Source organism: Cumulibacter manganitolerans, from assembly GCF_009602465.1.
Lineage (GTDB): Bacteria > Actinomycetota > Actinomycetes > Mycobacteriales > Antricoccaceae > Cumulibacter > Cumulibacter manganitolerans.
Genome location: NZ_WBKP01000033.1, coordinates 1 through 20,088 on the forward strand (window position 1 = coordinate 1; position 20,088 = coordinate 20,088).

At 72.1% G+C, this 20,088-nt stretch carries 22 protein-coding genes; 6 read left to right on the forward strand and 16 right to left on the reverse strand.

Features of this window, described 5'->3' with window-relative positions; genetic code table 11:
• The 6 genes from F8A92_RS12185 to F8A92_RS12210 form a co-directional block, all read right to left on the reverse strand.
• Positions 1 to 1,587: proton-conducting transporter transmembrane domain-containing protein (locus F8A92_RS12185; RefSeq protein ID WP_153505441.1), on the reverse strand; the 1,587-nt coding region annotated here is incomplete at its 3' end.
• Positions 1,584 to 1,886 (reverse strand): NADH-quinone oxidoreductase subunit NuoK, encoded by a 303-nt coding sequence (locus F8A92_RS12190; protein ID WP_153505442.1) that lies wholly within the window; start codon positions 1,884 to 1,886, stop codon positions 1,584 to 1,586. The genes F8A92_RS12190 and F8A92_RS12185, both read right to left, overlap by 4 nt.
• Positions 1,883 to 2,446, reverse strand: a complete 564-nt coding sequence (locus F8A92_RS12195; protein ID WP_153505443.1) for an NADH-quinone oxidoreductase subunit J — start codon at positions 2,444 to 2,446, stop codon at positions 1,883 to 1,885. The genes F8A92_RS12190 and F8A92_RS12195 overlap by 4 nt, the downstream gene beginning before the upstream one ends.
• Before the next feature lies 1 nt (position 2,447).
• A complete protein-coding gene (locus tag F8A92_RS12200; RefSeq protein WP_153505444.1) occupies positions 2,448 to 3,389 on the reverse strand; it encodes an NADH-quinone oxidoreductase subunit H in 942 nt (313 codons plus the stop codon).
• Positions 3,382 to 4,815 (reverse strand): hypothetical protein, encoded by a 1,434-nt coding sequence (locus tag F8A92_RS19085; RefSeq protein WP_228389406.1) that lies wholly within the window; start codon positions 4,813 to 4,815, stop codon positions 3,382 to 3,384. The genes F8A92_RS12200 and F8A92_RS19085 overlap by 8 nt, the downstream gene beginning before the upstream one ends.
• Positions 4,806 to 5,150: an NADH-quinone oxidoreductase subunit A gene (locus F8A92_RS12210; protein WP_153505445.1), complete on the reverse strand. Its 345-nt coding sequence runs from the start codon at positions 5,148 to 5,150 to the stop codon at positions 4,806 to 4,808. Before F8A92_RS12210 ends, F8A92_RS19085 begins: the two co-directional genes overlap by 10 nt.
• A 384-nt stretch (positions 5,151 to 5,534) precedes the next feature.
• Between F8A92_RS12210 and F8A92_RS12215 the strand changes: the two genes are divergently transcribed.
• The 3 genes from F8A92_RS12215 to F8A92_RS12225 are packed head-to-tail and all read left to right on the forward strand — an operon-like array spanning position 5,535 to position 7,195.
• Positions 5,535 to 5,705: a hypothetical protein gene (locus tag F8A92_RS12215; RefSeq protein WP_153505446.1), complete on the forward strand. Its 171-nt coding sequence runs from the start codon at positions 5,535 to 5,537 to the stop codon at positions 5,703 to 5,705.
• 21 nt (positions 5,706 to 5,726) lie between these two features.
• Positions 5,727 to 6,494 carry a flavin reductase family protein gene (locus F8A92_RS12220; RefSeq protein ID WP_153505447.1) on the forward strand — a complete coding sequence of 256 codons (768 nt, stop codon included), beginning with the start codon at positions 5,727 to 5,729 and terminating at the stop codon, positions 6,492 to 6,494.
• An 11-nt stretch (positions 6,495 to 6,505) separates the two neighbouring features.
• A complete protein-coding gene (locus F8A92_RS12225; protein WP_153505448.1) occupies positions 6,506 to 7,195 on the forward strand; it encodes an enoyl-CoA hydratase/isomerase family protein in 690 nt (229 codons plus the stop codon).
• Positions 7,196 to 7,344: 149 nt separating this feature from the next.
• Here F8A92_RS12225 and F8A92_RS12230 read toward each other — a convergent pair whose 3' ends face one another.
• Both F8A92_RS12230 and F8A92_RS12235 read right to left on the reverse strand, forming a co-directional pair.
• On the reverse strand, positions 7,345 to 8,484 hold the full coding sequence (locus F8A92_RS12230; protein WP_153505449.1) for an alpha/beta hydrolase: 1,140 nt from the start codon (positions 8,482 to 8,484) through the stop codon (positions 7,345 to 7,347).
• The gene (locus F8A92_RS12235) at positions 8,481 to 8,708 is read right to left on the reverse strand and encodes a hypothetical protein (protein ID WP_153505450.1); all 228 of its coding nucleotides are present in this window, start codon (positions 8,706 to 8,708) and stop codon (positions 8,481 to 8,483) included. Before F8A92_RS12235 ends, F8A92_RS12230 begins: the two co-directional genes overlap by 4 nt.
• 330 nt (positions 8,709 to 9,038) lie before the next feature.
• Between F8A92_RS12235 and F8A92_RS12240 the strand changes: the two genes are divergently transcribed.
• The 3 genes from F8A92_RS12240 to F8A92_RS12250 all read left to right on the forward strand — a co-directional run bounded on the left by F8A92_RS12240 (position 9,039) and on the right by F8A92_RS12250 (position 10,889).
• Positions 9,039 to 9,803, forward strand: a complete 765-nt coding sequence (locus tag F8A92_RS12240) for a phosphatase PAP2 family protein (RefSeq protein ID WP_153505451.1) — start codon at positions 9,039 to 9,041, stop codon at positions 9,801 to 9,803.
• Between the two features lie 85 nt (positions 9,804 to 9,888).
• Positions 9,889 to 10,263 carry an ArsR/SmtB family transcription factor gene (locus F8A92_RS12245; RefSeq protein ID WP_153505452.1) on the forward strand — a complete coding sequence of 125 codons (375 nt, stop codon included), beginning with the start codon at positions 9,889 to 9,891 and terminating at the stop codon, positions 10,261 to 10,263.
• Positions 10,260 to 10,889: a cation transporter gene (locus F8A92_RS12250; RefSeq protein ID WP_153505453.1), complete on the forward strand. Its 630-nt coding sequence runs from the start codon at positions 10,260 to 10,262 to the stop codon at positions 10,887 to 10,889. Before F8A92_RS12245 ends, F8A92_RS12250 begins: the two co-directional genes overlap by 4 nt.
• A gap of 281 nt (positions 10,890 to 11,170) precedes the next feature.
• Here the strand turns inward: F8A92_RS12250 and F8A92_RS12255 are convergent, their stop codons facing one another.
• From F8A92_RS12255 to F8A92_RS12290, 8 genes are all read right to left on the reverse strand, one after another.
• A complete protein-coding gene (locus tag F8A92_RS12255) occupies positions 11,171 to 12,103 on the reverse strand; it encodes a sugar ABC transporter substrate-binding protein (RefSeq protein WP_194291474.1) in 933 nt (310 codons plus the stop codon).
• A complete protein-coding gene (locus F8A92_RS12260; protein ID WP_194291475.1) occupies positions 12,096 to 13,688 on the reverse strand; it encodes an FGGY family carbohydrate kinase in 1,593 nt (530 codons plus the stop codon). Before F8A92_RS12260 ends, F8A92_RS12255 begins: the two co-directional genes overlap by 8 nt.
• Before the next feature lie 280 nt (positions 13,689 to 13,968).
• A complete protein-coding gene (locus F8A92_RS12265; protein ID WP_228389407.1) occupies positions 13,969 to 15,003 on the reverse strand; it encodes an ABC transporter permease in 1,035 nt (344 codons plus the stop codon).
• Positions 15,000 to 16,514 (reverse strand): sugar ABC transporter ATP-binding protein, encoded by a 1,515-nt coding sequence (locus tag F8A92_RS12270; protein ID WP_228389408.1) that lies wholly within the window; start codon positions 16,512 to 16,514, stop codon positions 15,000 to 15,002. The genes F8A92_RS12265 and F8A92_RS12270 overlap by 4 nt, the downstream gene beginning before the upstream one ends.
• A 205-nt stretch (positions 16,515 to 16,719) precedes the next feature.
• Entirely contained in the window at positions 16,720 to 17,805 is a 1,086-nt protein-coding gene (locus F8A92_RS12275) for an NAD-dependent epimerase/dehydratase family protein (protein ID WP_153505456.1), read from the reverse strand.
• 207 nt (positions 17,806 to 18,012) lie between these two features.
• Complete coding sequence (locus tag F8A92_RS12280; protein ID WP_153505457.1) at positions 18,013 to 18,240, reverse strand: tautomerase family protein; 228 nt, start codon at positions 18,238 to 18,240, stop codon at positions 18,013 to 18,015.
• A gap of 151 nt (positions 18,241 to 18,391) precedes the next feature.
• Positions 18,392 to 19,459 (reverse strand): alpha/beta fold hydrolase, encoded by a 1,068-nt coding sequence (locus F8A92_RS19295; protein ID WP_323368436.1) that lies wholly within the window; start codon positions 19,457 to 19,459, stop codon positions 18,392 to 18,394.
• 82 nt (positions 19,460 to 19,541) lie between these two features.
• Positions 19,542 to 19,976, reverse strand: a complete 435-nt coding sequence (locus F8A92_RS12290; RefSeq protein ID WP_228389409.1) for a nitroreductase/quinone reductase family protein — start codon at positions 19,974 to 19,976, stop codon at positions 19,542 to 19,544.
• Between the last annotated feature and the right edge of the window lie 112 nt (positions 19,977 to 20,088).

A 20,088-nucleotide genomic window follows, 5' to 3' on the forward strand; every position in this document is an offset into this window, starting at 1 on the left:
CAGCACCGGGCGGCCCACGCCGCCGACGGCGAACCGCTCGAGCCCCAGCCAGCCGCGCAGTGCGGCGAACCGCTCCAGCGGCGTGCCCGGCCGGCCGGCCCACATCAGCAGCACGACGGCGATAGCGAGGACGGCCGAGCCGGCGAGCTCCCAGCCGGTGGCCACCGGCTCGCCGGGAGCGCCGACGAGCTCGCGCAACCGGCCGGCCAGCGGCGGCAGGCCGAGCACGCTCAGCGTGGCCGCGGCGACGGCGAGCGGCACGAGCGGGATCCGCAGCAGGGTACCGATCCGCCGGGTGCCGCGCTCCTCCTCGTCGTACCCCGCCTCGGCGTCGGCCGGCGTCCGCCGCCACAGCACGACGAGGATCTTCGCGGCGTAGGCGGCCGACAGGGCGGAGGCCGCCAGGCCGACGACGTACAGCGCGACCGATTCGTGCAGCGCGCCGGCCAGCACCGAGTCCTTCGTCGCCCACAGCGCGAGCGGCGGGACGCCGGCCAGCGACAACGCGCCGACCGCGGCGAGGACGCCGGTCGCGGGCCAGCGCCGGCCCACGCCGCGCAGCGCGGCGAGCCGCTTGGTGCCCAGCGCGCTGAGCCAGGCGCCGGCGACGAGGAACAGCAAGGCCTTCGTAGCGGCGTGCGCGACAAGCTGCGCCGTCCCGCCCGCCACCGCACCGACGCCCGCGGCGAGCACCACGAACCCGAGCTGGGCGGACGTCGACGCGGCGAGCAGCTGCTTGAGATCGCTCTGCGCCAGGGCGACCGCGCCGAGCAGGACCGCCGTCACCGCGCCGATCCAGGCGACCGTGGTCGCGGCCCAGGACGTCGCGGCCAGCAACGGCGCGACACGCAGCAGCAGGTACCCGCCCATCGCGACCATCGCGGCCGAGTGCAGCAGGGCGCTCACCGGGCTGGGACCGTCCATCGCCCGGGACAGCCAGAACGAGAACGGCAGCTGGGCGGCCTTGCCGAGCGCCGCGACGACGATGCCGGCGGCGACGACGTCCCGCCACGGCGACGCGGCGTCCGGCAGGTCGCGCAGGGCCAGGCCGGAGCCGCCGGCCAGGGCGGCCGCCGCCGCGACGTACAGCCCGAGGTCGGCGGCGCGGGTGGTGAGGAAGGCGATGAGGCCCGACGTGACCCGGCGCTCGGATCGCCACCAGAAGCCGATCAGGGCGTACGACGCGGCGCCCATCACCTCCCACGCGAACAACAGCGTCGGCAGCGTGGTGGCCGTGGCGGTAACCAGCGCGGCAGCGGAGAACAGCAGCATCAGCCCGTGGAAGCGGCCCGGCGCCGTCCGCACGTCCCCCGCCGCGAACACCAGCACCAGCAGCGTCACGACGGCGGCCGTCGGGACCAGCAGCACCGACGGCCCGTCGACCGACAGCCCGAACGCGCTGCCCGCGACGAAGGGAACCGCGACGGCGGGCCGTCCCGCCGCGACGACGAGGGACAGCACGACCGTGGCGGCCGCGGCGGCGATGCTCACCGGCGCGGCGAACCGGGCCCAGCGGCTCGGCGCGCCGGCCAGCACGGCGCCGGAGACCGCCGGCAGCAGCACCAACGCCCACAGCAGTGCCGTCACTGCTTGAGCTCCGTGGTCATGTCCGTCATGTCGGCGTTGCGCTGCCGGTGCAGCAGCGTGGCGACCGCGAAGCCGACCGCCATCTCGACCGTCATCGCGGCCAGCACCACCATCAGCAGCACCTGGCCGGACGGGTTCGGCGAGAGGAACCACCAGAAGCCGCCGGCGGCGAGCAGGACGCCGTTGATCATCAGCTCCAGGCCCATCATCACCATCACGACGACCTGCTGCGAGATCGCGCCGTACAGGCCCACGGCGAAGAGGGCCGCGGCGATGAGCAGCACCGTCTGCAGCGTCATCGGCCGGCACCTCCGACCTGCGGATCGCTGGCCGGACGGTGCTTGAGGTCGTCGCCGAGCCGGTCGTAGCGGGTGCGGGCCGAGGCGAGGACGACTCCGGTGATGATGGTGGCGAGCATGACGGGGCTGACCGCGATCATCACCAGCATCTTCGGGCCCATCAGGCTCTCCCCCAGCGCCACCGTCACGTCCGGGGCGGGCGCGCCGCGGCGGGACGGCCACGGGATGAGCAGCGCCCCGGCGCCGAGCAGCACGAAGGTGCCGGCGCCGATCGCCACAGCGGTGCGGTTCGAGTGCACCATGCTCATCGGCATCAAGGCGGGGTTCATGCCCATGTACATCACCATGTAGACGGCCATCACGGCCATCTCCATGACCATCATCAGGATGGTCACCACGCCCACGTATCCCTGGTGCAGCAGCAGGATCACGCACCCGACCGCGATGAACGACAACGCCAGCGCGTAGGTCGCGCGGGCCATCGAGTCGACGTAGAACACCGCCGCACCGCTGAGGACGGCGAGCGCGCTGAGCACCCAGAACACGACGTCCAGCAGCATGTCAGCTCCTTCCCGCGGCCACGACGGCCACCACGAGGTCCTGCAGCAGAACGGCGGGGAGCACGATCACCCACGCCGCCTCGAGCAGCTTGTCGGGCCGCAGCGCCGGCACCCGGCGGCGCACGGCCACCAGTAGCGCGAGCAGCACCGCGGTCTTGACCAGCACCCACGCCCACGCCGGCAACAGCGGCCCGGCGCCGCCGCCGAGGAACAGCGGTACGGCGACGGCAGCGCCCGCGGCCAGCAGCGCGTAGCGCCCGGCGAGGAACATCAGCCGGTCCACGCCGCTGAGCTCGGCGAGCACGCCGCCGGAGAGGTCTGGTCCGGCGGCGGTCGCGAACGGACCGCGCACCGAGAACGCCAGCACACCGAGGCAGTAGACGACGAACGCCACGGGCATCCAGACGACGTACCAGAGACCGGACTGGGCGGCGGCCACGTCGCCGATGCGCAGGCTGCCGGCCGCGACGGCCGGGGCCACCAGCGCGAACATCAGCGGCAGCTCGTACGCGAGTGCCTGGGCGAGGAAGCGGTAGCCGCCCACCAGGCCCGACACGGCGTTCGGTCCCCAGCCGGCGAGCCACACGAGCGCCCACATGACGACGTCCAGGGCGTTGAACCAGACGACGCCGATCGGGCTGTCGAGCAGCACCCGGGAGCCCAGTGGCACGACCGTCACCATCAGCAGCGCCACCGGGATCAGGCCGTAGACGCCGATCCGCCACAGCAGCAGGTCGGCTGCGACCGTGCGCCTGCGGCGCTGGCGCAGCAGCCGGGCGACCTCGAGGAGCGGGGCGACGGCTCCGCGGGAACGTCGCCCGGGCGCGGCGAGCACTCCATCCAGCATCGCCGCGAGCACTGCCGCGGCAGCCAGCAGCAGCGCGGCGGGCAGCACCCACCACGCCTGCTGCACGCCGGGGGCGATCAGTGTCGCGTCAGCCATTCAGGACCTCCCGCGTCGTCCGGCCGAGCGCCCCGGTCAGGTACGGAGCGACGGTCGCGACGACGATGCGCACCGACGCGAGCTCCAGCCCGTCGAGCAGACGAGGAAGCAGCGCCTCGACGTCGTACGCCGCGGTGTACGCGGGCAGCTCGTCGAGTCGCGGTACCCCGTCGAGTGCTGACGTGCCGCGTCGCGGCGGCCCAGACGTGGGTTGCATGCCGCGCGGGCCGAGCGCTGCACGGGCGTGATCGAGCAGACCGAGCAGCCTTTCGTAGGCATCACCGCCGAGCGCATCGGCGTACGGCGCGGGCAGGTCCTCGGGATCGAGGCGTCCGAGGTCACGCAGCATCCAACGCAGCGTGCGGGACCGCGCGACCTTGCCACGCAGCCGGTCGGTCTGCTCGGCCGCATCGGCTCGCCCCGTGTCGGTGGTCTCCGCGGCGAGGCAGCGGTCGCGGACGCGCCGAGCCAGAAGCCGGCCGGCCGGCCACTGCGCCAGGGCGAGCACCGCGTCGACCGCGTCGAGGTAACCCGCTGCCCTTTGCAGGTCGGTGAATCGAGCCGCCGGGTCGACCTCTGGAGTCTCGTACTCGACCTCCACGTCGCCGACCACGTCGCCGTGGAGGGTGCACTGCAGTACCAGCCCGGCCGGCCAGGACGTCAGGATGGGCCCCAGCTTCACGTGCAGGACGTCGAGCTCCAGGCCGTCGCGGTCGGGGGCGCCTTCGGCCAGGGGGATCCCGGCCGGCGCCATGTCCATATCCCCGTGGTCCATACCGCCGTGGTCCATGCCCTCGTGGCCACCGCTGCCGTGATCCATGCCCCCGTGACCACCGCCGCCGTGATCCATACCGCCGTGATCCATGCCCTCGTGACCGCCGCCGCCGTGGCCGCCGTGGTGCATGTCGCCGTGGCCACCACCGTCGTGATCCATGCCCTCGTGGCCACCACCGTCGTCCATGTCCCCGTCGTGCATGTCGCCGTGGTCCATGTCGTCGCGGCCCCCACCAGCGTCCATGTCCCCGTGGTCCATACCGCCGTGGTCCATGTCCCCGTGATCCATGTCCTCGCCCGCGGGGACACCGGCGCGGCTGCGGGCCGCAGTCCGTTGGGCCGCGTCATCGCGAAGCTGACCGAGGGCCTCGTCGAGCGCCCCGACGATCGCCTGCGAGGTCGGGATGCGGATACGAGCGCGGGGCCCGGGCAGCTGCTCGAAGACGGCATCCGCCCGCTCGGTGAAGCTCTCGTTGGGGTCTCCGCAGACGATGAGGACGTCGGCGTCCGCCGGAGACTCCGCGGCGACCCACCCGCGCAGCGCGAGCTGTCTCTCGGTGGCGGCGCGCACCACGAAACCACCCGGTGCCTCGACGAGCAGGACGTGCACTCGTGCCGTCGCCCCGCGAGTCAGCCAGGTTCTCAGGCCCACCTGAAGGCCCCCTCGCGCCGCGCCCAGAAGACCGCGACGAGCAGAACGCCGAGGAACACGAACATCTCGACAACGGACTCGATTCCCATCGTCCGCACCACGACGGCCCACGGGTACATGAACAGCATCTCGACGTCGAACGCCAGGAACACGAGCGTCGCGACGTACCACCGGGCATGGAAACGAGACAGCGCGTGCTCGGCCGGACGCCACCCGGACTGGAAGGGCAGGACGTCGATCGGGTCCGCCGACACCGCAGTGGCTCGACCTAGGAGCCACATGCCGACCACCGTCAGCACGGCGAGCAGCATCATCGCCGCCAGCCCGACGTACATCGCACGCCTCCCTCATCGTCCGTTGGCCCGACTCGCGGCGTACTTCGGTACCAAGACGCGGGTGTTTCGGTACCGAAGTACGCCGCGGGTCGGCTTGAACCACCCCGACCCTAGCGAAGAGGGGCAGCGCGACCCAGGGTCATCGAGCGAGCCACCTCGCGTCCACCGCCGCGCCGGTGTCCCTAGCCACGGTCATCGAGCGCCCGCGGGGTGCGATCCCGCCCAGGAGAGTGGGCACCAGAACGCGACGTCCGACCGGTCGTCCGGAAACCGTCGCGATTCCAGCTCGCTGCCCACCCGGAACGGCCAGCCGGCCTCAGCCGCGTCGTCTTCCGGTGGATCCGGAGCCGAGGACTCCTCGCGGCCAAGAAGAAGGTCACGTCGGTGGACACCCAGGGTCTCACCGGCTCGCTGGACTTCTCCAACGACGGCGCCCCGTCCGCGCGTGAGGCCTATATGCTGCGCCCGAACGCCGCGACGCCCGGCGGTCTGGACATCGAGAAGAAGCTCTTCGAGTCGCCCGAGGCCAAGGGCTACAAGGCCCCTCACCAGTAGCAGCAACCGGAAGGCTCGACAATGCAGTTTCAGATGGCGGAGCTGTCGCCGCGGCAGCGGTACAAGATCCTCGTCTCGACCGTCACTCCGCGGCCGATCGCCTGGGTGACGACAATCGGGCCGGACGGCGTGGTGAACGCGGCACCGTACAGCTTCTTCAACGCCGTCGGCGACGAGCCGCCGCTGGTCGTGCTGGGACTGCTGAAGGCCGCCGGTACCGGCGAGGACAAGGACACCGCGGCCAACGTCCGGGCCACCGGCGAGTTCGTGATCAACCTGGTGCGCGAGGACGACGCGGAGCGGATGAACCTCTCGTGCGTCGACGCGCCGCGCAACGTCAGCGAGATCGACTACGCGCAGATCGCCACGACAGAGGCGATCGAGGTCGCGCCGCCGTTGATCGCGACCGCCCCGGTGAGCTTCGAGTGCCGGCTGGTGCAGGCGCTGGACATCGGCCCGCGGCAGACCGTGGTGATCGGTGAGGTGCTCGTCACGCACGTCGGCGACGAGTTCATCTCCGATCCGGAGCAGCTGCACTTCGACACGCCCAGCATGAGCCTGATCGGGCGCATCCATGGGCCAGGCAACTACGTGCGGTTGACCGACACCTTCACCATGGACCGCGGCGCCTTCGACCCCGACCGGCTCGCCGCGCTGCGCCAGGCCGACGACGCTGAATCGGGACAGCCGGCCGCGATTTCCGACCAGGACGGTGGCCTGGCGCCGACCGCCGGCATCGTCGGCGACGGGGAACCCGCGTCGCAGCCCGGTCAGGCCGGCGGCCGGTAGTGGAGCACATCATGACCCTCGACCACGGCGACGGCGTCCGGCGGATCGTCATCGATCGGCCGGCCAAGCACGGGGCGTTCACGACGGAGATGATGGCCGCCGGTCTGCAAGCGCTCGAAGCCGCGGCCGCGGACGACGGCGTCCGGGTAGTGGTGCTCGAGTCGGTCGGCCGCAGCTTCTGCGCGGGCGCGGACCTGCAGTCCCTCGCCGGCGAGATCCCGGAGGGCGATCCGGGCAGCGTCCTGCTGCGCACGCTCGCGCACTACGACAAGCCGCTGGTCGCCGCGGTGCAGGGCGCGGCGATCGGGATGGGCGCCACCATGCTGCTGCACTGCGACTTCGTCGTCGCGACCGAGCGGGCGTCGCTGTCGATGCCGTTCGTCGACCTGGGCCTGACGCCGGAGGGCGGGTCGACCGTCGTCCTGCCGGACCGCATCGGCTACCCCCGCGCCGCGGCGCTGATGCTGCTCACCGAACGGATGAGCGCCGCCGACGCGGTCGCCTGCGGCCTCTGGTCGCAGATCGTCCCCGAGGTCGAGTTGGCCGATCGTGCCCTGGACATCGCCGGGCGGCTGGCCGCGAAGTCGCCGTCCGTCCTGCAGGCCGCCAAACGGCTGATGCGCGGCGCGTCGTTCACCGAGCGGTTCGACCACGAGACCGCCGTCTTCAACCAGTTCCGCACCGCCAAGACCTCCTCCTGACTGCAGCGACCGCCTCCCCGCGGTCGTCAAAGCACCGCCCGTCCCCACGGTCGTCAAAGCACCGCCGTCCCCACGGTCGTCGAGCGAGCGAGCCCGCTAGGGCGAGCGACGTCGAGACGCCGCAGGCCCGCGGTTCACGCACCACGGGCCTAACTCGTCGGGCGGCCCAGCGTCGGCGACTGGCTGTGGATTCCCGCTATCCAGCGGATCGCGTGATCGAAGCCGATCCGCCAGACTGGGAAGGAGTGTCCCCCGGTGGACGTCGTCTCGAAGCTCACCAGGTCGGTGGGCGGGATGTGCGAGGCGAGCAGGTCGGCCTGGCGGACGTCGCGCTTGTTGTCCTTGGCCGTGATCAGGTAGATCGACACCGGCAGGTGGTGCTGCCCGAGCATCGCGGTGACGTCGTACGCGGCCCCGTCGTGCCGATGCCGGAACAGCGGACCGGTCGTGCTGTCGAGGATCGGACGCACGTAGCCGGACAGGAAGATGATCGAGCCGAACTGGTCGTTGTAGTGCAGACCGACGTCCGCCGCGCCGAAGCCGCCGGTGGAGTATCCGCCGACGACCCAGTTCGCGCGGCCGGTCGCCGCCCGGTAGTGCTGGGCGATGTACTGCGGGACGTCGGATCCCAGGTAGGTCGCGGCCTTGGTGTGTGCCCCGGACGTCGCGTCGACGCACTCGCTGTCCCGGTTGGCGACCGGGTTCTGCGTCGGCATCACCGCGATCACCGGCGGCACCGATCCGTCGGCGATGCGCGCGTTGAGCTCGGCCTGCAGACCCATCGCCTGGGTCCACGACAGGATGCTCCCGGGGTAGCCCGTCAGCAGCTCCAGGACCGGGAAGGTCCGGCTCGGGTCGGCGAAGTACGCCCCGGGAAGGTAGACCTTGGCCGGCAGCTGATAGCCGGTCTGTGCGCCGTGGATGCTGATCGTCGCGACCTGCGAGCCGCTGGCGCTCGCCCGGTCCGCCGTCACCTGGTCCGCGGTGCGCGCCCACGCGCTGCCAGTAACCGCGTCGAGCGGCGGCAGCTCGGCCGCTCGCGTCCGGATCGCACTGACCTGCATGCCCGCGCTGGATCCGGCCATCGCCTGCCAGGTGGTGACCAGGTCGGAGCCGGCATTGATGAGCAGGCCGATCGCGCAGATCGCGGCCGCCTGCGCCGTGATCAGTCCCGTCGTCCGGCCGAGGAACCGCAGCCGCCGCCAGCGCAGCACGAGGAAGACCACGAGCAGCACCGGGATCACGATGCCGATCGTCAGGACCTCCCAGGACGCCGGACCGATGCTCACCACCCGCCCCCGATCTCGCGCCACTGCGCGTAGAACCCCAGCTGCTGGTTGAGCAGCACGAACATCGCGATGCCCAGCAGCACGAACCCGACGGTGACGCCGGCGGTGTGGCGCAGGAACCGCGCCCGGCCGGGGCGGTCCCAGGTGCGGACCGTGACGATGGTCGTCATCAGGCTCGCGACACCGCACAGCACTGCGGTGAAGGTGCTCATTGGCCCGAACACGGCTTGTTCTCCTCACGCTGCTTCCTTGGCTCAGAATCGCGCTCCACGCTGGGAAATCGCTGAGAACGCGGGCCCCTCCCGACGGGGCCCTCGTGGCGCTCGCGGGCGTCCGGGCGGGTGGTGCAGTGGGCCCTCGCCGGGCGTCCGGGCGGGTGGTGCAGTAGGCCCGTCCGGGCGTCCGGGCGGGTGGTGCAGTAGGCCCGTCCGGACGTCCGGGCGGGTGGTGCAGTGGGCCCCTCGGCGGGCGTCCGGGCGGGTGCGCGGCGCGCTCTTGGGGGCGCCTTAGGTTCGGCGCGCACAGTGGAAGTCCCCGACGAGACGAGGACGACGATGCAGGCCAGAACGCGACCCGAGGTGGCGGCACCGGGGCCGGGTGATCCGCCGTGGCGGCTGCCGGGCTGGGTGGCGCTGGTGGTCGGCGTCCTGCTGCTCGCCGCCACGGTGACGATCGGCGAGGTGGTGCGGTCGCAGGGACCGGCCCGCACCGGCGAGCTGGCGTTCGACGTGACCCTCTCGCACCACCGGGACGGCGTCGGGATCGTGCTCGCCGAGACGATCTCGATCGTCCTCGGCCCGATCGTCGGCCCGTTGCTGGTGATCGTGGGATGCATCGTGCTGTGGCGCCGCCATGCCCGGCAGACCGCGGCGCTGCTCGCCGTACTGTCGGCGTCCGGCTGGCTGGTCTCCGGGCTGGTGAAGGTCGCGGTGCACCGCAACCGTCCGCCGACCCGCGTCGTCCACGCACTGCTGCTGGAGAACGCCCCGGACAGCTTTCCGTCCGGCCACACCGCGTTGATCACGGCGGTGTTCGCCGCGATGTTCACGATCGCCTGGATGGTGGGTCGACCGATCGCGCAGCGCGTCGGGGTGGCGCTCGTCGGAGTCGTGGTCGTCGCAGCGGTGGCGACGTCCCGGCTGTACCTCGGCGTGCACTACTTCTACGACGTCCTGGCCGCCCCTCTGGTGGCTGTGGGGGGCGTCCTGGTCGCGGGCTTCGTCGCGCCTCGGCTGATGCTGATGCTCGCCGGTCGCAGCACGCACGCGGCGCGCTGGCTCAGCCTGGACGGGTTCGCAACCCGCCAGCCCTCGCGCTGAGCTCCCTGAGACTCCCTCCCTAGGCGCCGTTTCCGGCTGCAGCGGTGCTGCTCTTCGACCCGTCAGAGGGCGCTATCATCGCCGTATGACGATGCAACCGCTGGAGGACGCCGCAACGCCGCAGCCCGTGGAACGTTCCGCGCTCACGGCCGCGGCGTGCATGTTCCGCAGCCTGGGAGATCCGGCCCGGCTGGCGATCATCCAGCACCTCGCGCTCGGTGAGCACCGGGTGGCCGACCTGACCGCGCACCTGGGACTCGCCCAGTCGACGGTATCGGCGCACCTGGCGTGCCTGAAGGACTGCGGGCTCGTGACGTCCCGTCCGGTGGGCCGCGCCTCGGTGTTCTCCCTCGCGCGCCCCGAGCTGCTGACCCTGTTGTCGGCGGCGGAGACCTTGCTGGCCGCGACCGGCGACGCGGTCGTGCTGTGCCCGGTGTACGGCGAGGAGGCGTCCCGATGAGCGCCTCGGCCATGCCTGCGGCCCTGACCGACGAGCGTCGTCGCCGGCTGGGACGGCGGGCGCAGCTGCTGGCCGGCGCCAGCGTGGCCTACAACGTGGTCGAGGCGATCGTCGCGATCGGCGCCGGGACCGTCGCCGGGTCGGCGGCCCTGGTCGGTTTCGGGCTCGACTCGACCGTCGAGGTCTCCAGCGGGCTGGTCATCCTCTGGCAGTTCCGCCACCCCATGCCGGAGTCCCGCGAGCGGCGTGCGCTGCGGCTGATCGCGCTCTCGTTCTTCGCCCTCGCGGCGTACGTGACCGTCGATTCCTTCCGCACGCTGCTCCGCTCGGGCGAACCGGAGACGTCGATCGTCGGGATCGTCCTCGCTGCGGCGTCCCTGGCGATCATGCCGGCGCTGTCGTGGGCGCAGCGGCGTACCGGCCGGGCTCTGGCCTCCGGCAGCGTCGTCGCCGACTCGAAGCAGACGCTGCTGTGCAGCTACCTGTCCGCGGTGCTGCTAGGCGGGCTGTTGCTCAACGCCGCGTTCGGGTGGCACTGGGCCGACCCGCTGGCCGCGTTGGTCATCGCTGCGGTCGCCGTCCGCGAGGGCATCGAGGCCTGGAAGGGCGACGACTGCTGTGGGTAGCGCCGTCCCCCCTCGCGTGCTCGCGCCGCCACCTAGCCCCGGCCCGGGCCACCGGCCGACCGCACTCGTTCCCGAGCCGCCGCGTCCCCGCTCGTTCCGGAGCCGCCGCGTCCCCGGACGCTCAAGGTGCCTACCTGTGCACGCCAGACGCTGCACAGGTAGGCACCTTGGCGAGGGTCACCGTGGCTAGAGGTACCTGCGCGCGGGCGCCCGGGCGCTAGGCACCTCGCTCATCGCGGATCGCCGCGGCGGCTACCGCGAGCGCCGCACGCAGGACGGCGCTACTTCTTGCCCTCGTAGAGGACGCCGGGGATCTGCACCTGCTGCGGGTCCGGGGTCTTCTTGTCCTTCAGGTAGGCCTCGAGCAGGTCGGCGGTCTTGGTCGCGATGGCCGACCAGTCCTGCTTGATGGTCGCCTTGAACGGGCCCTTCTTGTCGATCTCGGCGATCGCGAAGTCCTGCCCGTCGACGCCGACGACCTGGACGCCGGAGACGTTGGCGGCGTTCAGCGCCTGGGTGGCGCCGAGGGCGGGCTCGTCCCAGCCGGCCCAGATGCCCTGGAAGCCGTTGGGATCGGACGTGATGAGGTCCTGCACCGACTTGCGGGCGTCGTCCACCGGGCCGGGGACGTTCACGTGCTTGGACGCGACGATCTTGATCCCGGCGGCGTCGAAGACCTTCTTCGCGGCCTCGGTGCGGGCCTTCACGCCCGGGTGCGGGTCGTGGGTGAGCATCACGATCGAGCCCTTGCCGCCGAGCAACTTGACGAGCTCCTCGGCGCTCTTCTTGCCGAGGTCGGCGTTGTCGCTGGTCACGTTGGCGACGATGCCGTCGGCCATCGCGGCGTCGATGGCGAACACCGGGACGCCGGCGTCCTTCGCGGCCTTCAGGCCGAGGCTCATCTGGGTCGGGTCGCCGCTGCCGAGGACGATCGCGTCGGGCTTCTGCGCGGCGGCGTCCTGCATCGAGCTGTTGAGCTTGTTGAAGTCGCCGGCGGTGTCGGTGACCGTGACGTCCCAGCCGCGCTTCTTGCCGTCGGCCTGGAACTTGTCGATGACGTCCTTGGTGGCGGCGTTGGCGAGGTACGGCGTGATGACCGCGACCGTGGTGGAGTCGCCGCCGCCCCCCGAGGAGGGCTCGCCGCTGGAGCAGCCGGTGAGCAGCAGCGCGGCGGGTACCAGCGCCGCCACGGCTCGGATGAAGACGCTACGCATGGTCGGGGTCCTTTCGGTCGGCCGCGGTCGCTGTCGACAGGCGGCGGAAGGTCTCGGCAAGAGTGCCATAGAGGTCGTGATGCACCGGCGCGAGGCGTCGATAGTCGGCGCTGCGCGACCCGGGGTCGGCGCGGTGCTCGTCGCGTGCGACCGCGTTGCGTGCAGTCGCGTCATGGGCGATCGAATCGCGCGCGGTCGCGAGAAGCGGTGCCGGGACGGGCTCGCCCAGCGCGCGGTACGCCGCCCGCGCGGCGCTGTGGGTGCCGGAGTCGACGTCCGCGATCGCGACGATCGGGCGGTCGAGGACGTCGGCGAGCACCTGCCGCCACGCCGCGGAGCGGACTCCTCCGCCGACGGCCGGCAGGACGCCGTCACCGACGCCGAGCTCGTCGGCGACGTGCCGGAACGCGAACGCGACACCTTCGAGCGTGGCGAGGTAGAAGTCCTCGGCGGTGGTGTCGGGTCCGGCGCCGACGAACGTGCCGCGGGCGTGCGGGTCGCGGACCGGCGAGCGCTCGCCGGCGAGCCCGGGCAGACAAAGCAGCCCGGAGGTGCGGTGGGTGGGCAGCTGCGCCTCGAGGTCGGCGAAGCTGCGCCCGGGTAGGAAGGTGCGGCGCGCCCAGTCGACCGCGGAGCCGGCGTGCAGGACGGCGGCGATCGCCAGCTCCGAGCCGCCGGGCATCGCGAGGCGGTGCATCGAGGGATGCGCGGTCCCGCGTGGACCGGGCTCGGAGATCTTCGCCAGCCAGCCGGTGGTGCCGAGGTAGAGGTACGCCGCTCCGGGCTCGTCACCGACGAGCCCGTCGGTCGCCGCGCCGGCGTCCCCCGCCGCGCAGACGAGCGCGATGCCGGCCGGCAAGCCGAGCTCCCGCGCCGCGGCCGCCGACAGCTCGGCGTGTACGGCGGGCTGGCGGAGCGCCATGCGCTTGCCGCGCGCCGTGGGGTCCTCGTGCGCCGCGGGGAGTAGGCCAGCCGCGTCGACGAGCGTGGGCAGCAGGGCGCGGTCGATGCTGGCAGCGTCGAGGACGTCTTCGTTCCAGTCGCGGGCGGCGAGGTCGAGCAGCCCGGTGGCCGAGGCGGTGGTGACGTCGCACAGCGCGGGCGCGCCGCAGCGCTTCAGCAGGTAGCCGGCCGGTCCGAACACGACCCCGGTGGCACGTGCCAGGGTTGCGGGCTCGTGGCGGCCCAGCCACAGCATCTTGGCGGCGACGTTGGACTGGTCCTGCACAGTGCCGGCGCGGTCGTCCCACCCCTGCAGCGCGGCGGCGAGCTCGGCGTGCTCGGCGCCCGCGCGCAGGTCGCTGTAGAGCAGCGCGTCGCGGACCGGCGTGACGCCGTCCAGGACGATCAGGTCCTGCATCTGCCCGGTGACCGACAGCGCCCGCACCTGCCCGACCGCGGCGCCGCACTGCGCAATGGCTGTGGCGCTGGCGGTCCACCAGTCGAGCGGGGACTGCTCGACTCCCCCGCCGCCCACCCGGTGGGTCGGGTACTCGGCGGTGCCGGAGGCGCGCACGGCGCCGTCCGGATCGATGACGGCAGCCTTGACGGCGCTGGTGCCGACGTCCAGGCAGAGGACGCTCATGCGGCACCCCTCGCCCGATCGGCCAGATCCTCCGGAAGCGGGTTCGCCGCACCCGGGCGGGCCAGGTGCTCCGGAAAACGACGAGATTGTGAGCCACTGGGCGTTCGGGGTGACCAGAGCCGCGGAATCGCGACGTTTTCCGGCGAGTTCGTGCGGTTCCCCCGCCAGATCGTGCGGTTCTCGGGCGAGCTCGTGCGGTTCTCCCGGCAGATCGTGCGGTTCTCCCGCCAGATCGTGGGGTGCCCCGGCCAGAGCGCGGGGCTTTCCGGGGCGGTCGTCCTCATCGGCGCTGCTTTCCGATCCGGCTGATCGCGACCGCGACGATGATGATCGCGCCGGTGAGCACCTGCTGGACGTAGTCGTTGACATGCAGCAGGTTGAGGCCGTTCTGCATGACGCCGAGGATCCCGATGCCGACCAGGGTGCCCAGCAGGTTGGCCTGCCCGGTGCGGATCATCGTCATGCCGAGGAACACCGCGGCGATCGAGGTGAGCATCATCGGGTCGCCGGCGTTCGGGTGCGCCGAGGCGAGCCGCGCGGTGAGCACGATGCCGGCCACGGTGGCGCCGAAGGAGCACAGCACGAAGGCGTAGATCCGCGAGCGGCGGACGGCGATGCCCGACAGCCGCGCCGCCTCGGCGTTTCCGCCGAGGGCGTACCAGCGGCGCCCGGCGGTGGTGCGGGTGGTCAGGAACCAGACGATGGCGGCGACCCCGAGCGCGATGAGCGCCGGGATGGCGATCGCGCCCACCTTGTTCTGGCCCATCGCGACGAACGACTCAGGGAGCCCGAAGATGGTGGTTCCCTTGCTGATCAGCAGGGCGAGCCCGGTGAAGGCCGTCATGGTGGCGAGGGTGGCGATAAACGCCGACAGGCCGACGTACGCGACGAGGACGCCGTTGATGAGCCCGGCGAGCAGTCCGACGGCGAGCGCGATCCCGATCGCAGTCAGAACAGGCATCCCGCCCTTGATGAGCGAGGCGGTGATCACGCCGCTGAGGCTGGCGAGCGCGCCGACGGACAGGTCGAAGTCGCCGACGATCATCACCACGGTCTGCAGGCTCGCGACGATGGCGAGGACGGCGACCTGCTCGAGGATGTTGAAGAAGTTGCCGGTCTTCAGGAACTGCTCGGGGCGCAGCACGCTGAAGGCGACCAGCAGCGCGACGAAGCCCAGCAGGGTTCCCGAGGCACGTAGCCGGGCCATCGCGGCGGCGCGGCGCATGGCGTACGTCGACTGCTTCGGCTCGTCCTGCGGCCCGTTGACCAAAGTGCCGTCGGGCTGCGTGTCGTTGTCGGTGGGGGTGGAGGTCACTGCTGGTGTCTCCCGTAGCAGTAGTTGAGGATCTCGTCTTCGGTGGCGCCGTCCGCGGGGACCTGCGCGACGAGGTGGCCTTCGTGCAGGACGGCGATCCGGTCGCTGAGCCCGATGAGCTCGGGGATCTCCGAGGAGACCACGACGATCGCGACGCCGTCGGCGGCGAGCCGGCGGATCAGCGCGTAGATCTCCGCCTTGGTGCCGATGTCGATGCCGCGGGTGGGCTCGTCGAGCAGCAGGACCGCCGGCTTCTGGGCGAGATACTTCGCGAGCACGACCTTCTGCTGGTTGCCGCCGGAGAGCTGCTCGACCGGCTGGGCGATGGACGTCGACTTGACCTGCAGCGCGGTGGACTGGGTAGTGGCGAGGTCGCGCTCGCGGCGTCCGGCGACCACACCGGCCGTGCTGACCGCAGCCAGGTTGGCGATGCTGATGTTCTCGCGGATGGTGTGGCCGGCGACGAGGCCCTGGGTGCGCCGCTCCTCGGGGACGAGCGCGATGCCGGCGCGTATCGCCCGCGGGACCGAGCCGGGCTTGAGCGGCCGGCCGTCGACGGTGATGGTGCCGTGCCGCGGTCGTTGGGCGCCGGCGACGGTACGCAGGAGCTCGCTGCGTCCGGCGCCGGCGAGCCCGGCGATGCCGAGCACCTCGCCGGCGCGCGCCTCGAGGGTGACGTCGCGCAGCCGGAAGCCGGTGAGGCCGTCGATGCGCAGCACCGGCGCGCCGGGTTGCGACGTCCGGTCGGGATAGAGGGAGTCCTGGCTGCGGCCGATCATCGCCGAGACAACCGTGTCGGGGGTCCAGTCGGTCATCGGCCGGGTCGCGACGACGCGGCCGTTGCGCATCACGGTGGCGGTGTCGCAGAGCGCGAAGACCTCTTCGAGGCGGTGCGAGACGTAGAGGATCGCGACCTGCTGCTCGCGTAGCTGGCGCAGGACGGTGAACAGCTGCTGCGCCTCGGCGTCGGTGAGCGCGGCGGTCGGCTCGTCGAGGATCAGGTAGCGGGCGTCCTGGGCGAGGGCCCGAGCGACGGCGACCATGGTCTGCTGCACCGGCGACAGCTCGCCGACCGGGGTGCGCATCGGGACGGTCTGGTTCAGCCGGGCGAGCTGCTCGGCGGCGTACGCACGCTGCTTCGCGGCGGAGACGATCCCGGCGCGGATGCCGACCCGCTGGCCGAGGGCGATGTTGTCGGCCGCATTCATCGTCGGGACCAGGCTGAGCTCTTGCGGGAGCGCGACGATGCCGAGCTGCTGTGCCTGGTGGACCGACCGCGGCGCGGGCTGCTCTGCCTGGTCGGGGCCGGTGGTGAGGTGGCCGGCGTCCCCGTGGACCAAACCGGACAGCATCTTGATCAGGGTGGACTTGCCGGCCCCGTTCTCGCCGAGGAGAGCGTGGATCTCGCCGGGACGCAGGTCGAGGTGGACGTCGTCGACGACGATCGTGCCGTCGTACGCCTTGGTGAGTCCCCGGACGCCCAGGGGCGCGCTCAGCGGGGACGTCGGCACGGCGGTTCCTTGCGGGGGCTCGAGAGGATGCGGCCCGGGGCCGACCTGGCAACACCTGATCTTAATTGGTGCCCCGGCGGCTCTCGGCGGCGCGGCCCTCAGCCCGGCCGGTCGGCGCCGCGGTCCCGGCGGCTCTCGGCCCGGCCGGTCGGAGCGCCGACCCTCGGCGCGCGGCCGCCGTCGTCGGCCCGGCCGGTCGCGGCTCCTACGGCGACGGGATCACGCGGCGCTGCATCAGCACCCGCAGCCAGTGGCGTACCGACTCCTCGGTATCCATCGTGTCGGTGAAGCCGGCCTGCTTGACCTTGATCGTGCTCACCAGCCGCGGCGCGGGCTGCTCGCGCAGGCCGTACCCGAAGTTGCGGTCGGCGAAGTGGTGCGACTCCCCCAGCACCTCGGCGATCTCCAGCGGGCGCAGCCCGTGCCGCGCGACGATGCGCTGCCACGTCTCGCCTGGGGCCGGCAGGAAGTCCGCGAGGCTGACCGGGTGATCGGGCGCGATGTCCACGCCGAGGGTGTCGGCGACCGCCGGCCACAGGTCGCGCCAGCTGAACACCTCCCCGTTGCTGAGGTTGAAGTACTCGAAGCGGGCCTGGGAGGCGTCGGCGGCCCAGAAAGCGGCGCCGGCGACCAGCCGGACGTCGACGGCCTGCTGCACGTAGCCGACGTGCCCCGGATAGCCGAACGGCGCGCCGGTCTCACGGCAGATCGCGGCGTACGCGCCGATGACCGGGATGACGTTCATCGCGACGCCGTAGTTGGGGCCCAGCACCGACACCGGCCGCAGGATGGTCCACGCGAAGCCGCGCCGATCGGCGAGCTCGCGCAGGTAGTCCTCCTGCAGCCAGTAGAAGTTGGCGTGATCATCGCGCGGGAAGCGCTCGCGCGCCGGGACCGGCATCGGGTGCAGGTGCCCGCCGTACGCCTTGGTGCCCTGCAGCAGCGTGACGTGCTCGAGCGCGGCGACATCGCTGAGCGGGCCGACGAGGTTGCGCAGCATCGCGAGGTTGACCTGCATCTGGTCCGGGTCCTGCCAGCCGGCGATCAGCCCGGGCTTCTCGCTGACCGCGGCGTACACGACGTGCGTGACGCCTGCGAGGTCGCGGACGGCGTTCCGGCAGTCCTGCGGGTCCTGCAGGTTCAGCGGCAGGTGTGTGAACGGCCGGTCGCTGGTCACCTCGGGACGGCGACGGGAGACGGCGACGACATCCCAGCCGCGGTCGAGGAACGCGTCGACGCAGGCGGTGCCGACCAGGCCGCTGGCCCCGGCGATGAGCACTGTCTTGGGCATCCGGGAGGTCTCCTTCGCAGTCGTCACAGCAAAGGCGATCATCCCGCATGCCGGCCTCCAGGGACACCCGATACGCCGCCCAAGCCGCAGGCGCGGCCGTCGGTCGGCGCGCCCCCGGCAGCCCGCGACGCCGGTAGCCCCGCTCGCCGTCGACGGCCGTCCGGACCTGCGCCGGACGAGCGGACGGCGGCGGGGACGCCGGCGCGGTCACGCGACGGGCACTCCCTTGGCGAGCGCCTGCACGTCCGCGGTGGTCAGCGGCTGTCCCCCGATCCCCCAGTCGCCGCTGGCGACCTCCTCCACGACGCACCAGGTGACCTGGCGCATGTTGTCGCCCTCGATCTGCACCATGGTGTCGGTGAGCTTGCGGACGATGTCCTGCTTCTGCTCGAGCGTGAACACACCCTCGATGACCTTGACGTTGATGAATGGCATGGCGTCCTCCCGGTGGCTGGATGCTCCTGACGCGGAGCACTTCTCACGCTAGGGACGCCGAGGCGCCGTCGCTTCCGTGCTGCCCGCCAACCTGCAACCGGCCGGCGTCTCCGCGATGGCGGGTACTACCCAACGCTGAAGCCATGCCGTGTCAGGTCAGCGACGACCGACGCTCCAGGTCGGGCAGCTGGGCGGCCGCGGCGGCGCGCGCGGACTTCCCGGTCAGCGCGAGCTTGGCGTAGATGTTCGACAGGTGCCGCTCGACCGTCCGCGGGCTCAACGACAGCTCGGTGCCGATCTCGACGTTGTTGCGACCGCGCGCGACGAGGCGCAGCAGCTCGAGCTCGCGGCCGGTGAGGACGGCGGCCGGTCCGCTCGGCGCGCCGCCCCCGACGAAGGCGGTCACCTCGGTGAGGAACTGCGGCCACGCGGGCTCGTCGGCGAGCAAGATGTGGTTCGCGCTGTGCAGCGGGACGAATCGCGCACCGGGGATGAGCCCGGCCAGCAGGCGGCCTGCTCGAAGGGCACGGCCCGGTCCGCGTCGGCGTGCAGGACGAGGGTCCGGCAGGTGACCGCCTCCGCCGCGGCGCTGACGTCGAGGGCGGCCCGCGCACGGGAGCTGGCAAGTGCGGCCTCCGGCGACATGGACCGCTGCTGCAGCTCGTCGAACCAGCGCAGCTGGGCCTCCGATGCGCCGGGGATGAAGGTCGAGGTGAAGACCCGGCGGTAGACCGAGTCGGCGCGGCCCCACCCGACCGCGATCAGCTGCTCGCGCAGCGCGTTCCGCACGCTGCTCCTCGGTGACGGCCCGCGCGGTGGCGCCGCGGGCGTAGGCGCCGTAGAGGACCAGGTTCTCGACCCGCTCGGAATGCGTGCGGGCGTAGTCGACGGCGACGGCCCCGCCCTGCGACATGCCGAGCAACGTGAAGGTGCCCAGTTGGGCGGCGTCCACGACGGCCTCGAGATCGGCGCGCCACGCATCGAGGGAGTACTCGGCGGGGTCGCGGTCGGACAGCCCGCTGCCGCGGTCGTCGTACCGCACGACGGTGAACCGGTCGCCGAGCTCGCTGAGCCAGTGCCGCCACAGCGGGCTGGACCAGTCGTAGTCCAGGTGCGTGAGCCAGGTGCCGACGCGCACCAGCGCCGGGCCGCTGCCGTGCCGCGACCACGCGATATGAGTGCCGTCAGCGGACGTCGTAAAGGACGCCTCCATCCTCATCGATCGAGTATCGCAGCAGAAGCTGCCCAGGCCCGACGTCCGACGTTCCACGTGCTACGCCGACGCACCACGACGGGCCGCGTCACCGCGGTGTCAGGCGGATGACCGGCAGCTCCCGGTCGGTCTTCTTCTGGAAGCCGGCGAACCAGGGCGCCTTCTTGGTGAACCGGCGCCACGCCTCGGCCCGCTCAGCACCGTGCAGCTGCACCGCGGTCACGGCGATAACGCGGCCGTTGACGTCGATGCGTACCTGGTCCGGGTGGGCCGCCATGTTGTGGTACCAGGCCGGGTTGGTCGCCGTACCGCCGGCCGAGGCCACGACCAGCCACCCCTTGTCCGCGTCACGGACCCCGTAGACCACGTGCGCGCGTTCGATCCCGCTTCGACGCCCGATCGTGGTCAGGACGATCGGACGAAAGCCGATCACGCTGACCACCCGCCGAACGGTCCGCTTCATCAGCTGCCGGTCCATCCACGCGTTGACCCGATCCGCGACCGGCCCGGCGGACGCGGTCACACCACGTGTTCCGGCTCTGGTGTCGAACCCGGGAGGCACGGCTATCACCTCTTCCCTACCTGAGAACCACGCTCCCGCGCGCAGGTAGGCGTGGGCCAGAGGCCAACGTCCT

Excerpts from the sequence above, each read along its gene's own strand:
- F8A92_RS12190 (WP_153505442.1), bottom strand. The coding sequence starts at position 1,886 with ATGACGCTGCAGACGGTGCTGCTCATCGCCGCGGCCCTCTTCGCCGTG.
- F8A92_RS12195 (WP_153505443.1), bottom strand. The coding sequence starts at position 2,446 with ATGCTGCTGGACGTCGTGTTCTGGGTGCTCAGCGCGCTCGCCGTCCTC.
- F8A92_RS12200 (WP_153505444.1), bottom strand. The coding sequence starts at position 3,389 with ATGGCTGACGCGACACTGATCGCCCCCGGCGTGCAGCAGGCGTGGTGG.
- F8A92_RS12210 (WP_153505445.1), bottom strand. The coding sequence starts at position 5,150 with ATGTACGTCGGGCTGGCGGCGATGATGCTGCTCGCCGTGCTGACGGTG.
- F8A92_RS12220 (WP_153505447.1), top strand. The coding sequence starts at position 5,727 with ATGCAGTTTCAGATGGCGGAGCTGTCGCCGCGGCAGCGGTACAAGATC.
- F8A92_RS12225 (WP_153505448.1), top strand. The coding sequence starts at position 6,506 with ATGACCCTCGACCACGGCGACGGCGTCCGGCGGATCGTCATCGATCGG.
- F8A92_RS12240 (WP_153505451.1), top strand. The coding sequence starts at position 9,039 with ATGCAGGCCAGAACGCGACCCGAGGTGGCGGCACCGGGGCCGGGTGAT.
- F8A92_RS12245 (WP_153505452.1), top strand. The coding sequence starts at position 9,889 with ATGACGATGCAACCGCTGGAGGACGCCGCAACGCCGCAGCCCGTGGAA.
- F8A92_RS12250 (WP_153505453.1), top strand. The coding sequence starts at position 10,260 with ATGAGCGCCTCGGCCATGCCTGCGGCCCTGACCGACGAGCGTCGTCGC.
- F8A92_RS12255 (WP_194291474.1), bottom strand. The coding sequence starts at position 12,103 with ATGCGTAGCGTCTTCATCCGAGCCGTGGCGGCGCTGGTACCCGCCGCG.
- F8A92_RS12260 (WP_194291475.1), bottom strand. The coding sequence starts at position 13,688 with ATGAGCGTCCTCTGCCTGGACGTCGGCACCAGCGCCGTCAAGGCTGCC.
- F8A92_RS12275 (WP_153505456.1), bottom strand. The coding sequence starts at position 17,805 with ATGCCCAAGACAGTGCTCATCGCCGGGGCCAGCGGCCTGGTCGGCACC.
- F8A92_RS12280 (WP_153505457.1), bottom strand. The coding sequence starts at position 18,240 with ATGCCATTCATCAACGTCAAGGTCATCGAGGGTGTGTTCACGCTCGAG.
- F8A92_RS19295 (WP_323368436.1), bottom strand. The coding sequence starts at position 19,459 with ATGAGGATGGAGGCGTCCTTTACGACGTCCGCTGACGGCACTCATATC.